The sequence below is a fragment of the Agrobacterium sp. B1(2019) genome (assembly GCF_008274755.1).
Classification (GTDB): Bacteria; Pseudomonadota; Alphaproteobacteria; order Rhizobiales; family Rhizobiaceae; genus Agrobacterium; species Agrobacterium salinitolerans.
The window spans coordinates 2,610,001-2,625,215 of record NZ_VTPB01000001.1 but is presented as its reverse complement, the minus strand read 5'-3'; the positions used below and the strand labels follow the sequence as shown (position 1 = coordinate 2,625,215).

Genomic DNA, 15,215 nt, shown 5'->3' with positions numbered 1-15,215 from the left:
CGCGGCCAATAGGCTGGGCTCACGAAAGGCAGTTTATTTCAAAACGGTAAAGCCTTGCTTTTCGAAGAAGGGCGTTGCCTTGGCCGACTTCAGGAAATCAAGATAGGCTTTTGCTGCCGGGGACTTGGCTTCCGAAAGAATGGCGACCGGGTAGATGATCGGCGGATGGCTGTCTTCCGGGAAGGTGCCGACGATCTTCACGCCCGGATCGGCGGCGGCGTCGGTCTGGTAGACGATGCCATAGGGGGCTTCGCCGCGCGAGACGAGCAGCAGGGCGGCACGCACGCTTTCCGCGCCGGCGATCTTGTGTTCGACAGACGACCAGACCCCGAGTTTTTCCAGAGCGGCCTTGCCATATTTGCCCGCCGGTACGGAATCAACCGCGCCCATGGCCAGACGACCATCGCCCACCAGAGCGGCAAGATCGAAGCCCTGCTTGATTTCGACCGGCTTTGCCTTGTCTGCAGGAGCGACGAGAACGATGCGGTTGCCGAGAAGATTGGAGCGGCTGTCAGCGTTGATCAGCTTCTTTTCGGCAACATAGTCCATCCATGCAAGGTCGGCGGAAATGAAGATATCCGCCGGTGCGCCCTGCTCGATCTGCTTGGCGAGGACGGAGCTTGCGGCATAAGAAGCGGTTGCCTCGTTACCGCTGTCCTTCGCCCATTCGGCGTTGATGGCGCCGAGGGCGTTTTTCATGCTCGCGGCGGCAAACACCGTGACTTTTTCGGCGGCATGGGCCGGAACGGCCGCAAAGGAGGCCGCCATCCAGAAGGATGTGGCTGCGGCAATGGTTTTGAAAAAGCTGCGACGCAAAAGTCTCATGGCGTATTACCCCCGGTTCGAGATATTCTTATGAATATATCGATAGGCCTATAGGGCAATCATTATATTTTCAAGGATATATCGCTGGGGTGGAAAAAAGCCCTTGGCGGGCTGGCTGAATCCTGTGAGAAGCATAGAGATGAGGGACGGTGAGCGCACCCGAAAACGGCAGACGTCGCATTGAGGCATCGGCCCGAACGTTCGTGCCGTGCGCTGGAAGTCCGATCAAAAACGCTCGCCGGCGAAATGGGCGATCTGTGCGCCTGCCTCGTAATAGGCTTCCTTCACCGTCCGGAAAGCCTGCGCTTTCGGCTCCGTCACAGGCAGGGGCAATTCGGCTTCAGCAATCTCACCGAGAATATGCTGTGCAATGACCTTGCCGAAAGCCGTACCCGGCGCGATGCCGCGTCCGTTATAACCTGAAAAGCCGAGGACATTGTCCGCGAATTTGTGAAAGCGGGGCACGGCATTGTCGGTCATGCCGATCTGGCCATACCATTCACATTCGAATTCGGTATCGCCGAGTTGCGGGAAAAGCCGCTTCAGCGATCGTTTTGCCCAGGCACGATGAATGGCGGCGCCGGTGCCGCGTAGCGCACCGACACTACCAAAGACCAGCCGGCCCGCTTTGTCCATGCGGAAGGAGGAGAGAATTTCCTTCGTATCCCAGCAGCCTTCGCGGCCGGGCAGGATGCTCTTTTGCAGGTCGTCGCCGAGCGGTCTGGTCGCGAAGTTGAAATAGGGCAGGTAGATCTGCTCATCGCGAACGATCTGCCATGGGCCGGTGCTATAGGCTTCGGTGGCCACAACGATCCAGCTGGCGGTTACAGACCCTTGCGGCGTCTTCACCACCCATTTTCCATTGCTGCGTTCGGTCGCTACCACGGGGCTTTCGGTGTGCAGACGTACACCCGCTTTCCGGGCGGCTGCGGCAAGGCCTCGAACATAAGCGAGCGGCTGTATTGTCCCAGCGCGTGGATCCAGAAGCGCACCGGAATAGGCCGTGCTGCCGGTGCGTCTCCCTGTCTCCTCGGCATCAAGAATGCGGACGGGTGCGCCTCTCGTAGCCCATTGTTCGCAGCGCTCGCGGATTTCGGCGAGCCCTTTGTCACCGACGGCGCAATGCAGCGTGCCGTTTTTTTCGATTTCGCAGGGAATTGTGTGTTTCTCCACCAGTTCGCGAACGAGGAGGGGTGCATTGCCCAGAAGATCGAGAAGCCGTTCGCCGTAAGTCGAACCCAGCACACCGGGCAGTTCTTTCGGCATGACCCACATGCCGCCATTGATGAGGCCCACATTGCGGCCGGCGCCGCCGAAGCCGATTTCCCTTGCTTCGAGAAGGACGACATCCACACCACATTCGGCAAGATGAAGGGCGGCGGACTGGCCGGTGAAGCCACCTCCGACAACGACGACATCAGCAACCGCTGCGCCCTGCAAGGCGGGCGTTACGGGCGGTTGCGGCGCGGTCTTTTCCCAGAGGCCGTGCGAGCGGGGGTCGTTAAACATCGTTCCACCTTGTTCCGGGCCAGTTCATTTGTTCTTCGTATATGTGACAAGCCCTTGTTTATAGGACTTTACAAGCGGTCTTGCCTGTTGAATATCGACATATCGTCAAGAGTTCATTCCGTGAGGGAATATGGTGCTGCCGCCACGCCGTTTTCTGCCGTCGCTTTCGCTGCTGGCGGCTTTCGAAGCGGCGTCTCGCACGGGCAGCGTCACCGCCGCTGCGAGGGAACTGGGGCTGACGCAGGGGGCGGTCAGCCGCCAAATCCTGGCGCTTGAAGAGCAGCTTGGCGTGGCGCTATTCCTGCGCGAGCGGCAGACGATCCGGCTGACAAGGGCCGGGGAGGGTTATGCAAGGGAAATCCGCGAGGCGTTGCGGCGAATATCGACGGCCTCACTCAACCTGCGCGCCAATCCGGATGGCGGCACGCTCAATCTCGGCGTCCTGCCAAGCTTCGGTGCGCGCTGGCTCGTGCCGCGCCTTCCCGATTTCATAGCCAGGTACCCGGGCGTCTCGGTCAATCTTCTGACGCGATCATCGCTGTTCGATTTCCGCACGGACACTGTTGATGCGGCGATCCATTTCGGATTGCCGCATTGGCCGGGCACCGAGCTGGTTTTCCTGATGCATGAAAAGGTCATTCCGGTCTGCAGCCCGGCCTTCAAGGAGCGACACGGACTTTCAAAGCCGGACGATCTGCTGCATGTCCCGTTGCTGCACATGACGACCCGGCCGGACGCCTGGGAACAATGGTTTCGCAGCCACGAGGTTCGTTTCGACAATGTGCATGGCATGCTTTTCGATCAGTTCACGACGATTGCCGAGGCGGCGAGCGCGGGTGTCGGGGCGTCGCTCATTCCGTCTTTCATGGTCGAGGAAGAGTTGCGAAGCGGTCGCCTGGTTGCGGCTGTTGCGGGGGAGGTGGAGAGCGAGGAAGCCTATTATCTCGCTTGCATGCCGGATCGCGCCGGTTATGCACCGCTTGAGAGTTTTCGGCGATGGATCGTTTCCGAGGCCGCAATCGGGGCGAACGGCATGCCGGGCCAGTTTTCGGCGTAATCCGGTAACCGGCCTTGCAAGACGGACGCAGCTCAGCCAATAGTGCGCCATGACGCGTGGCACGAGCAGCCATGCACCGAAAGTTCAAATACGGGAGATGTCCGTGAAGCCCATTTTCGTTCAGCTTCAATGTGAGCCCGGCAAGACCTATGATGTCGCCGACGCCATCTATAAAACGGAACTGGTTTCCGAGCTTTATTCAACCAGCGGTGAATATGATCTGTTGCTGAAAATCTATCTGCCGCAGGAAGAGGATATCGGCAAGTTCATCAACCAGAACATCGTCAATATTCCGGGAATCGTGCGCTCGCTGACGACGCTGACGTTTACTGCATTCTGAGCCGCAATTCGAACCTTCGATTACGCGCTCGGCCCTCATTCCTGTGCTTGTCACAGGAATCCAGTCGACACGCGTCTGTGCGGCGGGCGAGGCCTTTCAGCCCAAGGACTTGGTCTGGCTATATTCCTGTGACGAGCACAGGACTGAGGGAAGAGTTGGGTGCGTCAGGAAGACCGCGTACTTGGCTTTCGGCTCTAATCCTGATTTTCAGGCGCTTTTTTAGCTTAGTGCATCAGAGCTTTTGATACACCCTGAATGGCTGGTGTCAGGCGAGTAGATGGCTTGTCAACCGAGAAAAAAGCGCGCCATCGAGCCGCTTTTCGGGGTCCGATATTTGGCGCGCTCTGGTTCTGACGGTTCTGTGAGCGGGCGAAAGTTTTCCCGCATCAGGCGACTGCGGCCAGATTCCGGTTGCGTACGAGATCGCGGATGGCAATCCGCACGTCGTCGGCGCTGTCGAACTTCTGTTCGTCCAGATCATGAACGTGGAACTTCACCGCGATGAACTTCAGCCGGTCGTTGTCCGGTATGACGATGCCGACGGGTTCGCCAGCGAATTCAATAACTTGCTTTTGCATAGGTATACTCCCGCTGTGGCTTATTTACACAGCATGTTGTCGAACTGATTTTCAGGAAATTGAGACCGTCAGGTCACATTCGACAGCAGCGGGAACACGTGGATTTAAATCCAGCATTCCAGGACTCAAGACCAAGGATTGCGTTAATGTTGATATGTTTTGACATGACACACTCCCTGTATTGGTGTTGGCCCAGAATCAGGAGACTCGCTCTCCAGTTCCACACTGATAATCCAGACCAGCACTAAAATCAATGCTGATTGTTATAGGTAGAATATTTTTCTTTATGATGACAGGAGAGGGGCGGAATTGTGAAATTTTTGTTTTCGTCCGAGGCTGCCGCGAAAAGCCCGGTGCAGCGGGCTTTTTATGTTTTTTTTAATTGTCACCGGTGGCGGGCGGTGGGTAAATATGATCGTTTCCGTTGAAATCGGAAACGGAGTAACAGCCATCGCGGGTCTTTTCGGCCGCATTTCGGGCGATAGCGGCCTTGCCGTGACCGCCGGGAATGTCGAGAACATAGGTGGGCTGGCAGAGCCCGGAGACATTTCCGCGTAACGCCGAAACGATTCGCTGGCCCTCGTCGATCGTCAGCCGGAAATGGCTGGTGCCGGGCGCAAGATCGGGATGATGCAGGTAATAGGGCTTGATACGGGTCTCGACAAAGGCGCGCATCAACTCGGCAAGAACTGCCGGGTCGTCATTGACGCCTTTCAAAAGGACGGTCTGGCTGACCATCGCGATGCCGGCATCGATCAGGCGTGCCGAGGCGTGCCTTGCGGCTTCGCTGAGTTCCCGGGCATGATTGGCGTGCAGGGCCACATAGGTGGTTTTGCCGCTGGCCTTCAGCGCATCGATCAGTGCGACGTCGATACGGTCGGGATCGACCACCGGCACGCGGGTATGGAATCGGACGATCTTTACATGCGGTATGTCTTTCAGGCGCGTCATCAGGTCGGACAAGCGCCGGGGGGAAAGCACCAGCGGATCGCCACCGGTCAGGATGACCTCCCAGATGGCGGGGTTCGCTTTTATGTAGTCGAATGCGGCGTCAAGCTCAGCCGGGCTCATCATGCCATTGCCCTGCGGTCCGACCATTTCCCGGCGGAAACAGAAGCGGCAATAGACGGGGCAGACGTGCACCGCTTTTAAAAGAACCCGGTCGGGATAACGGTGGACGATGCCGTGGACGGGGCTGTGTGCGTCGTCGCCAATCGGGTCGTCGCGCTCTTCGGGAAGGTGAAGGAGTTCGGCCGCGTCCGGTACGAATTGCCGGGCAATGGGATCCTGCGGGTCGCGGCTGTCGATCAGCCCGGCAATCGATGGCGTGATGGCGAGCGCGTAACGCTGCGTCACCGCGCGCAGGTTCTCCAGCGCTTCGGCTTCAATCAGCCCCGCTTCGAGAAGCGCTTCGGGTGTCTTGATGATCTCAAGCCCTGTCATCGTCCATATTCCGCGACTGGGGCCCACATGACGAGATCGATACGGGGGGCGCCTGTCGCCAGCATCACCAGCCGATCGAAACCGAGTGCTATGCCGCTTGCCGGCGGCATGATGGCGAGTGCGGCCAGAAAATCCTCGTCCAGCGGATAGGTCTCGCCGTAAATGCGCTGCTTCTCGGCCATTTCCATTTCGAAACGCCGTCTCTGCTCGGTCGCGTCGGTCAATTCACCAAAGGCATTGGCGAGTTCAACGCCGCAGGCATAAAGTTCGAAACGCTCCGCCACCCGCGCATCCCCGGGGGACTTGCGGGCAAGGGCCGCTTCTGCGGTCGGATATTCGTCAAGAATGGTCGCTCTGCCGAAACCCAGTTCCGGTTCCACCCGTTCCACGATGACACGGCTGAACATATCCGCCCAGGTATCGTCCTCGGCCACGCGAATGCCGGCATTGGTGAGGCTCGCGGCAAGATGGCGGCTGTCGGTTTCGCCGTTTCGGCTGATGGTGGCTAAGAGGTCTACATCAGCATATCGCTCGAAGGCTTCGGCGACGCTTACCCGCTCAGGTTCGAGAAACGGATCGACGCTGCGACCACGATAGGTGAAACTCTTCGCCTTTGCGGTTTCAGCTGCCAGCGCCAGAAGATTGGCGCTGTCCTTCATCAGGCTCTCATAGGTTTCGCCGACCCGATACCACTCCAGCATGGTGAATTCCGGATGGTGCAGAGGGCCTCTTTCCCGGTTTCTGTAAACATGGGCAAAACAGGTGATGCGTTTTTCACCGGCAGCGAGCAGCTTCTTGCAGGCAAATTCGGGCGAGGTGTGCAGATAAAGCGGCGCAGCGTCGCCGGCCGGCGTAAGGCCTTGCGTGACGAAAGCATGCAGATGTGCCTCGTTGCCGGGGGAAACCTGCAATGTCGCGGTATCGACCTCAAGAAAATCGGCGCTGGCGAAATAGCCGCGAAAGGCCGACTGGATCGCGTTGCGCCCAATGAGAAACGCACGTCGATCCGCGTGGACATCAGGCGTCCACCATGGCGACATTGTCTCTTTGCTCGCGCGCATTCTCAGTTCTTTTCCGTCTTCTCTGCGGCGCTCAATTGCGGATAAATGGCCCGCAAAACGCCTGATCGCATCATTTAAAGCGTTTCCGGGCGGAAAACCGCTAGGCACTCTTCCGCGAATTGCTGTAGAAGGCTGGCAATTCGTGCGGATTTAAGGTAGTTGCGCCCCAGAAAAAAGACAAAACGTCTGCCGGGGCCGGTGCTGCCACGCAGTCCTTTACGACGCATTTCATCGAGTTACAAGGAAGTCATATGGTCAAGGTTATCGCCTCATCCGTCCGCAAGGGCAATGTTCTCGACGTGGACGGCAAGCTTTACGTGGTCCTCACCGCGCAGAACTTCCACCCCGGCAAGGGCACACCGGTTACCCAGGTTGACATGCGCCGCATCGTTGACGGCGTAAAGGTCTCCGAACGCTGGCGCACCACCGAGCAGGTCGAGCGGGCTTTCGTCGAAGACCTGAACTTCCAGTTCCTTTACGAAGATGGCGAAGGCTTCCACTTCATGAACCCGGAAAACTACGATCAGGTCGTGGTTGACGTCGAGACGATGGGTGACCAGAAGGCCTATCTGCAGGAAGGCATGACCTGCGTTCTTTCCATCCACGAAGGCAACCCGCTGGCCGTCGAACTGCCACGTCACGTCACGCTGGAAATCATGGAAACCGAACCGGTCGTCAAGGGCCAGACGGCTTCTTCTTCCTACAAGCCGGCAATCCTCTCCAACGGCATCCGCACCATGGTACCGCCGCATATCGATGCCGGTATCCGCGTGGTCATCGCGACCGAAGACAATTCCTACGTCGAGCGCGCCAAGAACTGAGCCTGGCGGCCAGTTAAAAAAGCACCGGGCGACCGGTGTTTTTTGTATCACGAACAATAAAAAGCCCGCGTCGAGACGCGGGCTTTTTCTTTGCCTTGCGGCGTGTCTTACATGGCCTTGGCCGCAGTCCGGGTCGGGCCGGGCGCCTTCTTCGGAGCCGTGGTCTGGCCAACGGCGTAACCGCCGCCGAGCGCTACGTTGAGCGAGACGTAGTCCTGCGCGGTCGTTTGGATCGCCGTGGCAAGGTTTGCCTGTGCATCTGAGACCGAGCGCTGAGCATCCAGAACATCGAGCAGAGACGATGCACCGTCACGATAGCTGGCAGTGGAGAGCTGTAGCGCTTCCTGGTAGGAGGCGACGGTCTTTCTCAGAGCGTTGACGGTACGCTGGTCGCGATTGATAGCGGCCAGGGCGTTTTCGACTTCTTCCACCGCATTGAGAACGGTTGCCTTCCAGACGAGATATTGCTCGCGCGCCTGTGAGTTGGCGATGTCGACATTGGCGCGGAGTCTGCCGCCGTCGAGAATCGGAAGAGTTAGGCTCGGACCGAAGGACCAGCTATTGGCCGTTCCTCTCGCGCCGCCGCTGAGGAAATTGTAGCTCGGGGTGATCGCACCACCAAGCTCTATGCTTGGATAAAGTTGCGCCTCGGTCACGCCGATCGTGGCGACCGCAGCGGCGAGATTACGTTCGGCGACGCGGATGTCCGGGCGGTTGCGTATCAGGTCGGCCGGAATACCGGTGCGGGGAACTGCCCGCGCAACAGGCTGGCGCGCGCCCTTCTGCAGTTCAGCAATGAGCGACGAGGCCGGCATGCCGAGCAGGGTCGCGATGCGATGCGCGGCCTTGCGGAAGCTGGTTTCGAGGCCGGGGATTTGCGACAGCGTGGAATTGACCAGACCTTCGGACTGGACGACATCGAGGCGCGAGGCCGCACCGGCTTCGAGCTGCAACTTGGTCAGATCGAGCGTTTCGCGGCGCGAGCCCAGGTTCTGGCGAGCGATCTCCAGACGTTCCTGATAGTAGCGCACGTCGATATAGGCGGCGGCGACGGCTGAAATCAGCGTCAGGCGCTGAACGTCGACCGTGGAGTAAGCGGCATCGAGCGATGCATTGGCGCTTTCGGTGGCGCGGCGGTAACGGCCGAAGAGGTCTAGGAACCAGGAAACGCTGAGGCCGCCCGACGACACGTTCGTGACGGGAACATCTCGATAGCTGCCCTTGGTCTCGCTGGTCGAGTGGCTGCCGCTTGCCGTCAGGCTTGGCAGGCCGCCGGCGCCGTCCACGATCACCTGGGCCTGCGCCTGATTGATGCGCTCGATAGCCTGCATCACGGTCAGGTTCTGGCTGAGGCCCGTGGAAACGTAACCATTGAGGCGGCTATCGTTAAAGGCCGTCCACCACGCAACGCTGCTGATGTCGCCATTACTGGTTTTTCCGGCTTCCGCAAACTTTCCCGGCAATTGAATTTCCGGCGTTTTGTGGTCGGGCCCGACAACGCAGCCTGAGAGCAGCAGCATTGTCAGGGGAAGAGTAGCGCGAATAGACAGCATGTAATTTTCCCAATTCTCTGGTTGGCTTACCGAGCGCGGCTTGCTGACAAATGGGCTGCGCGGTCGATATGCCGTAGAAACGTGCATTTGCCAAATCGGCAACATTTCTAGCAGCGTATTAACCGTTGGCACAGCCCATTTTTGTTTTGTTAACGCCTCGAAAGGCGGCGAATGATGACGAAAAAGGATGGAACGAAGAAAATTCCGAGCAGTGTTGCAGAAAGCATACCACCCAGCACCCCGATTCCGATTGCATTTTGCGCGGCGGAACCCGCTCCGGTTGCGATTGCGAGAGGCACGACACCCAGGATGAATGCCAGCGACGTCATGATGATCGGACGCAGGCGCAGCTTGGCTGCCTCCAGCGCCGCTTCAACAAGACTTAACCCGTGCTCCTGCCTCTCCTTGGCGAACTCGACGATCAGGATCGCGTTTTTCGCCGCGAGACCGATAGTCGTCAGCAGACCCACCTTGAAGTAGACGTCATTCGTCTGGCCGAAGAAATGGGCCGCAGTCAAAGCGCCGAGGACACCCACCGGAACGGCCAGAATGACCGAGAAGGGGATCGACCAGCTTTCATAGAGAGCGGCAAGGCAGAGGAACACGATCAGTACCGACAACGCATAGAGCATCGGCGCCTGAGAGCCGGAAAGGCGTTCCTGATAGGAAATGCCCTGCCACGCCACCGTGTAACCGCCCGGCAGGCTCGCCGTCAGCCGTTCCATCTCGTCCATGGCGTCACCGGATGCAACGCCTGCACCGGCGGTGCCTTCGAGCGAGATGGCGCCCGTGCCGTTGAAGCGGGCGAGAGACGGAGGCGCATTGATCCATTTCACTTCGCTGAAGGAAGAGAAAGGCACCATTTCGCCATTGGTATTGCGGGCGTACCAGAACTTGAGGTCGTCCGGCTGCATGCGATAGGGCGCATCACCCTGGACATAGACCGGCTTCAGCTCGCCGTTGAGCGTGAAGTCGTTGACATCCCGGCCGGCAAAGATCGTCGACAGCATGAGGTTCACGGAGGAGAGATCGACCCCCATGGCTCCCATTTTTTCCTGATCGAGAACGATCTTCATCTGCGTTTCATTGTCCTGGTTGCCGCTTCTGAGCGAGCTGACCTTCGGATTGCTGGTCGCCAGCGCGATCAGTTCCTTGGACGTGGCGGTCAGGGCATCGGTGCCATTACGGCCGCTGTCGACGAGATACATCGAGAAACCGCTCGATGTGCCCATGCCCTGAATGGCCGGTGGTAGAAGCGGGAAGACCTGCGCATCGCGGAAACCGAAGAAGGTTCCCATGGCGCGCTGCACGATGGCCCCGGCATGTTGATCCGGCGCCGTGCGTTCTTCGAAATCCTTGAGCTTGGTGAAGACGATGGCGTTGTTCTGGCCAGAACCGCTGAAACTGAAGCCGAGAACGCCGAAAACCGATTCGACATTGTTGGCTTCTTTTTCGCGGAAGTAGTTTTCAACCTGTTTCACCACCTCGTTGGTCCGTTCGATGTTCGAACCGGTCGGGGTTTGAATGATCGTCAGAAGAACACCCTGGTCTTCCTGCGGCAGGAACGAGCTGGGCAGCTTGCTGAAGAACCAGACGCAGCCTCCGATAACGACCGCGAAAATGATCATCACGCGCAGCGGACGCTTCAGCAGATAGCCGATGGAGGACACATAGCCGTCCGTTGTCTTGCCAAAGCCGCGGTTGAACCAGGCGCCCGGTCCGCGCTGCTTCTTGTGGTGGTCGATCGGTTTCAGCATCGTGGCGCAAAGCGCCGGTGTCAGAACGATGGCGACCACAGCCGACAGCAGCATGGCTGACACGATGGTGATCGAGAACTGGCGATAGATGATGCCGGTCGATCCGCCGAAAAAGGCCATGGGAATGAACACGGCGGTCAGCACGAGTGCGATACCGACGATAGCACCGGTGATCTCGCCCATCGACTTTTCCGTCGCCTCAACCGGCGACAGGCCTTCTTCCGACATGATACGTTCGACGTTTTCGACGACGACGATGGCGTCGTCCACGAGAAGGCCGATGGCAAGCACCATGGCGAACATGGTCAGCGTGTTGATCGAATAACCTGTCAACGCAAGCACGCCGAATGTGCCCAAGAGAACCACCGGCACGGCGATCATTGGAATGAAGGTGGCTCTGAGGTTCTGCAGGAAGACCAGAAGCACGACGAAGACGAGGATGATCGCTTCGATCAGCGTGTGTACGACCTTCTCGATGGAGAGTTTGACAAAGGGCGTCGTGTCATAGGGATATTCAATCGAAACGCCCTCGGGCAACGAACCCTCGACATTGGTCAGGGCCGCTTTCACGCGTGCGGCCGTATCGAGCGCGTTGGCGCCTGTGGCAAGGTTGACTGCGAAACCGGCAGAAGGGCGGCCGTTTGAACGGGAATCACCGCCATAGGTTTCCTGGCCGATTTCGATGCGCGCCACGTCGCTGAGGCGAACGGTAGCGCCATCCTTCTCGACTTTGAGAATGACCTTCTCGAAATCGGCGACGGTGGTGAGCTGGCTCTGCGCCGTTACCGTCACGTTGAGCTGCTGGCCCTTGACGGCCGGTACCGCGCCGAGCGAGCCGACCGAAACCTGGGTGTTCTGGCTCTGGATGGCGCTGGTCACGTCGGCGGTCGTCAGCTGGTATTTGTTGAGCTTGAACGGATCCAGCCAGATGCGCATCGCATATTCAGAACCGAAGACGTTGATGCTGCCCACACCCTCAAGACGCTTGATCTGGTCCTCGACACGCGAGGAGAACACGTCGCCGAGATCGGCCGAGTTGCGTTTGCCGTCGGTCGAGATCAGCGCCCCGACCATCAGAATGCTCGATGTCGAGCGGCTGACCTGGATACCCTGCTGCTGCACGGTATCGGGCAATTGCGACTGGACGAGCTGCAGCTTGTTCTGCACCTGAACCTGGGCGATATCCGGCAGAATGCTGTTGCCGAAGGTCAGCGTCACTTCGGCGCTGCCCGTCGAGGACGACGATGTCATATAGGTGAGGTCATCGAGACCGGTCATGCCGTCCTCGATGATGGTCGTCACCGATTTTTCAACGGTTTCGGCACTGGCGCCGTTATAGGTTGCGCTGACACGCACCGTCGTTGGCGCAATATCGGGATATTGCGAAATGGATAGCGTCCAGATCGCGAGGGCGCCGCCCAGCATAATGACGATGGCGATAACCCATGCAAACACGGGGCGCCGGATGAAGAAATGGGCCATGGCAGTCCTGCCTTACCTTTTACGAGCCTCGATCTGGGGTTTCGTGCTCATGCTTATTTCGAGGGGGCGGCGGCAGGCTGAGCTTGCTGCGGCAGAACGACGATACCGCGATCGTCGATGGTCACTTCAACGGGGGCAACCGCTGCGCCATCGGCGATCCACTGGAAGCCGTCGACGATGAGCTTGTCGCCATCCTTGACGTTCTCTGTCACCAGCCAGGCGTTGCCCGACTGCTGGCTGGACGGGAAGGTGCGGGTTTCCACCTTGTTCTCCGCCGTCACGAATTTCGCTGTCAGTTCGCCACTGGCGTTGCGGCTTGCGGCGCGCTGCGGAATGCGGAAGCCTTTTTCCTTGCCGATGGTCAACGTGGCGCGGACATAGGTGCCGGGAAGCAGGAGATCGTCCGGGTTCTCGAACAGGGCGCGGATGGAGAAGGTGCCGGTGGTTTCGCTCACCGCCATGTCCGACATGTCGATCTTGCCGTCATGCTTGTATTCGGTGCCATCCTCTAGTGTCAGATGGATGCCGGTCTCCTTCGTATCGCCGCCGAGCTGGCCCGACGAGATCGCCTTTTTCAGACGCAGAAGATTGGTGCTGGATTCCATCAGGTCGATATAGATCGGATCGATGCGGCGCAGCGTCGTCAAAGCCGTCGTCTGGTTGGCCGTCACCACGTTGCCGATGCTGAAGGCTGTTGCGCTGGTGATGCCGTCGAAGGGGGCACGGACCTTGGTGAGATCGAGGTTGATTTCCGCCGTTTCCAGCGCAGCCTTGGTCTGCGCCACGTCGGCCTCTGCCTGAAGCAGCGTCACCTTGGCATTTTCATATTCGATCTGCGTCGCGCCGCTGTTGACCAGACGTTCGTAACGGGCAAGGTTCGCCTCGGCGCTCGGAACGCTTGCTTCCGCCTTCGCCACGCTCGCCTTGGCCTGCGCCACTTCCGCCATATAGGTATTGTCCTCGATCTGGTAGAGAACATCGCCCTGCTTGACCTCGCTGCCTTCCTTGAAAGGAATTTCGCGGATGATGCCGGTGACGCGCGGGCGGATTTCCGCTGTCTGGAACGCGCTGGCGCGACCGGGCAGGACGGTGGTCAAGGGGTATTCACCGGTCTTCATCAGGATGACGCTGACCGGAGACGGCGGACGCTCCGTATTCTGGGCGGCGCTCTGGCTGCTCTCGCCGCCATCGCTGCAACCCGCCAGAAGCGCGGTTACACACAGAGAAGCAAATAGGGGCAAAATACGTCGGCTCATTGTTCTTCCCTGCGTATCAATCGCATTCAACCATAAGCGCAATGTCGCTCGGCGGATGCGCGTCCGGAAACAGACACAAAAGACGAAGGCCTTGGAAGTGACCCTTTTCGCTCATTCTGTCCGGACCGCCACGCCCATAGAAGCGCAGGCTTATGCGCTTCGCAAGCAATTGCGAGAAGGTGACGTAAATTGGGAATCGTCACTTAGCAAGCGGATTGCGCAACCCCGCATCGATTAAATCGACGAGTTGATCGCAACGTGTTGCTAAATTGCCGATGTCTTCCCGTGCCAGGAGGACGGGATGGATTACGCTTGTAAGCGCGTGGAGCACGGTGTTCGCCAGGGGCGGAATGTCGGCGGGGGCATAGATTCCCGCAGCGACACCGTCACGGATAATGTCGGCCAGAAGGTTTGCAATGACGGACTTGTAATAGTCGCCGCACTTCATGTCCTGCTTTGCCGTCATCAGGATCATTTCGAATATGTAGGGATTGTCGTTTAAATCCCGGTGGTGCTGTTCCATCAGGGTGCGGGCTAGATGGCGCAGTCTCGAAAGCGGCGCGTGGCTTTTATCCAGCGGCTTGATGTCCCGTTCGAACGCGCCGATCTGCTCGAAAGCGATCGCATCAACGAGCGCGTTCTTGGAACTGAAATTCTTGAAGACATTCGCAGGCGACATGCCGAGCGCCGCGGCGATATCCGCAATCGCCACCGCATTGAAACCACGCTGGCGGAAAAGCTCTTCGGCTTTGGTGAGAATGTCCCGCCGGGTTTCCTCGGCGGAACGGCGAGGCCGGCGCCGCACGGGAAGGTCATTCTTCCTGTCGCCCTTTCTCGCCTGTTCGATCGTTTTGTTCACGGGTCAGACTCCGGGGAAGAACGGCTCCAGGTTCCGGCGTACTCTTGCAAGCGGCGTCTCGCCGCTATCGTCGGGAACGAAATTCTGTCCGGTGATGCGCTCGTATGCATCAATATAGACCTTTGAGGTCTGCAGGACGAGATCCTGCGGAATTTCGGGAACGTCGTCGTTATAAGGATCGCAGCGTTCGGCGACCCAGGCTCTTACGAAATCCTTGTCGAAGCTTGCCGGCCGCGTTCCGTTGCGGAAACTTTCCTCGTAGCTGTCAGCCATCCAATAGCGGCTACTATCCGGCGTGTGGATCTCGTCAGCCAGGATGATCGTGCCGTTTTCATCCGTCCCGAACTCGTATTTTGTGTCGACGAGAATGAGCCCCTGCTTTGCGGCAATTTCCTGCCCACGCTTGAACAGCGCCAAGGCGTAACGGGAAAGCGTGTCCCATTGCTCCTGCGTCAACAATTTCTTCTCGACGATCTCTGCGGGCGTCAGCGGCTCGTCGTGACCGCCATCGAATGCTTTACTCGTTGGTGTGATCACCGGTTCGGGCAAAATCTGGTTGTCCTTCATCCCATCAGGCAGGCTCATGCCATACATCTGCCGTTCGCCCTTCTTATAAAGGGTCAGGATCGAGGTGCCCGTCGTGCCGGCCAGATATCCGCGAACCACGACTTCGA

13 protein-coding genes (1 of these 13 running past the window's edge) are annotated in these 15,215 nt (G+C 58.7%); 3 read left to right on the top strand and 10 right to left on the bottom strand.

What is annotated here, in order from left to right; all coding sequences use genetic code 11:
• Window positions 1–33: 33 nt before the first annotated feature.
• Window positions 34–825 carry a molybdate ABC transporter substrate-binding protein gene (modA, locus tag AGR1_RS13165; protein ID WP_149147086.1) on the bottom strand — a complete coding sequence of 264 codons (792 nt, stop codon included), beginning with the start codon at window positions 823–825 and terminating at the stop codon, window positions 34–36.
• A gap of 225 nt (window positions 826–1,050) precedes the next feature.
• Window positions 1,051–2,334: an FAD-binding oxidoreductase gene (locus tag AGR1_RS13160; RefSeq protein WP_149147085.1), complete on the bottom strand. Its 1,284-nt coding sequence runs from the start codon at window positions 2,332–2,334 to the stop codon at window positions 1,051–1,053.
• Window positions 2,335–2,464: 130 nt separating this feature from the next.
• Between AGR1_RS13160 and AGR1_RS13155 the strand changes: the two genes are divergently transcribed.
• Window positions 2,465–3,391, top strand: a complete 927-nt coding sequence (locus AGR1_RS13155) for a LysR family transcriptional regulator (RefSeq protein ID WP_080792631.1) — start codon at window positions 2,465–2,467, stop codon at window positions 3,389–3,391.
• A gap of 103 nt (window positions 3,392–3,494) precedes the next feature.
• Window positions 3,495–3,731 (top strand): Lrp/AsnC ligand binding domain-containing protein, encoded by a 237-nt coding sequence (locus AGR1_RS13150; protein WP_003521320.1) that lies wholly within the window; start codon window positions 3,495–3,497, stop codon window positions 3,729–3,731.
• A gap of 386 nt (window positions 3,732–4,117) precedes the next feature.
• Here AGR1_RS13150 and AGR1_RS13140 read toward each other — a convergent pair whose 3' ends face one another.
• The 3 genes from AGR1_RS13140 to epmA all read right to left on the bottom strand — a co-directional run bounded on the left by AGR1_RS13140 (window position 4,118) and on the right by epmA (window position 6,813).
• Complete coding sequence (locus tag AGR1_RS13140; protein ID WP_003492264.1) at window positions 4,118–4,309, bottom strand: hypothetical protein; 192 nt, start codon at window positions 4,307–4,309, stop codon at window positions 4,118–4,120.
• Window positions 4,310–4,687: 378 nt separating this feature from the next.
• A complete protein-coding gene (locus AGR1_RS13135; protein ID WP_149147084.1) occupies window positions 4,688–5,752 on the bottom strand; it encodes a lysine-2,3-aminomutase-like protein in 1,065 nt (354 codons plus the stop codon).
• The gene (gene epmA, locus AGR1_RS13130) at window positions 5,749–6,813 is read right to left on the bottom strand and encodes an EF-P lysine aminoacylase EpmA (RefSeq protein ID WP_149147083.1); all 1,065 of its coding nucleotides are present in this window, start codon (window positions 6,811–6,813) and stop codon (window positions 5,749–5,751) included. Before epmA ends, AGR1_RS13135 begins: the two co-directional genes overlap by 4 nt.
• Window positions 6,814–7,064: 251 nt before the next feature.
• Between epmA and efp the strand changes: the two genes are divergently transcribed.
• Window positions 7,065–7,634 carry an elongation factor P gene (gene efp / locus AGR1_RS13125; protein WP_080792640.1) on the top strand — a complete coding sequence of 190 codons (570 nt, stop codon included), beginning with the start codon at window positions 7,065–7,067 and terminating at the stop codon, window positions 7,632–7,634.
• Between the two features lie 107 nt (window positions 7,635–7,741).
• On the opposite strand, the gene AGR1_RS13120 is transcribed toward efp, so the two are convergent.
• From AGR1_RS13120 to AGR1_RS13100, 5 genes are all read right to left on the bottom strand, one after another.
• The gene (locus AGR1_RS13120; RefSeq protein ID WP_080792641.1) at window positions 7,742–9,187 is read right to left on the bottom strand and encodes an efflux transporter outer membrane subunit; all 1,446 of its coding nucleotides are present in this window, start codon (window positions 9,185–9,187) and stop codon (window positions 7,742–7,744) included.
• Window positions 9,188–9,336: 149 nt separating this feature from the next.
• Window positions 9,337–12,426, bottom strand: coding sequence for an efflux RND transporter permease subunit (locus AGR1_RS13115; RefSeq protein WP_149147082.1), 3,090 nt, complete (start codon window positions 12,424–12,426; stop codon window positions 9,337–9,339).
• A 53-nt stretch (window positions 12,427–12,479) separates the two neighbouring features.
• Window positions 12,480–13,682 carry an efflux RND transporter periplasmic adaptor subunit gene (locus AGR1_RS13110; RefSeq protein ID WP_149147081.1) on the bottom strand — a complete coding sequence of 401 codons (1,203 nt, stop codon included), beginning with the start codon at window positions 13,680–13,682 and terminating at the stop codon, window positions 12,480–12,482.
• 199 nt (window positions 13,683–13,881) lie between these two features.
• The gene (locus AGR1_RS13105; RefSeq protein ID WP_149147080.1) at window positions 13,882–14,541 is read right to left on the bottom strand and encodes a TetR family transcriptional regulator; all 660 of its coding nucleotides are present in this window, start codon (window positions 14,539–14,541) and stop codon (window positions 13,882–13,884) included.
• A gap of 3 nt (window positions 14,542–14,544) precedes the next feature.
• A protein-coding gene (locus tag AGR1_RS13100; RefSeq protein ID WP_080792648.1) for a phosphoribosylaminoimidazolesuccinocarboxamide synthase crosses the window boundary here: on the bottom strand, window positions 14,545–15,215 show its 3' portion. 280 nt of this gene lie beyond the right edge of the window; 671 of the gene's 951 nt are visible here — the last part of the coding sequence; its start codon lies off the right edge, out of view; its stop codon occupies window positions 14,545–14,547.

Bases quoted from the DNA above. Each gene is read 5' to 3' on its own strand.
- efp (WP_080792640.1), top strand. From the start codon at position 7,065: ATGGTCAAGGTTATCGCCTCATCCGTCCGCAAGGGCAATGTTCTCGAC.
- epmA (WP_149147083.1), bottom strand. From the start codon at position 6,813: ATGCGCGCGAGCAAAGAGACAATGTCGCCATGGTGGACGCCTGATGTC.
- AGR1_RS13140 (WP_003492264.1), bottom strand. From the start codon at position 4,309: ATGCAAAAGCAAGTTATTGAATTCGCTGGCGAACCCGTCGGCATCGTC.
- AGR1_RS13120 (WP_080792641.1), bottom strand. From the start codon at position 9,187: ATGCTGTCTATTCGCGCTACTCTTCCCCTGACAATGCTGCTGCTCTCA.
- AGR1_RS13110 (WP_149147081.1), bottom strand. From the start codon at position 13,682: ATGAGCCGACGTATTTTGCCCCTATTTGCTTCTCTGTGTGTAACCGCG.
- modA (WP_149147086.1), bottom strand. From the start codon at position 825: ATGAGACTTTTGCGTCGCAGCTTTTTCAAAACCATTGCCGCAGCCACA.
- AGR1_RS13115 (WP_149147082.1), bottom strand. From the start codon at position 12,426: ATGGCCCATTTCTTCATCCGGCGCCCCGTGTTTGCATGGGTTATCGCC.
- AGR1_RS13160 (WP_149147085.1), bottom strand. From the start codon at position 2,334: ATGTTTAACGACCCCCGCTCGCACGGCCTCTGGGAAAAGACCGCGCCG.
- AGR1_RS13135 (WP_149147084.1), bottom strand. From the start codon at position 5,752: ATGACAGGGCTTGAGATCATCAAGACACCCGAAGCGCTTCTCGAAGCG.
- AGR1_RS13155 (WP_080792631.1), top strand. From the start codon at position 2,465: ATGGTGCTGCCGCCACGCCGTTTTCTGCCGTCGCTTTCGCTGCTGGCG.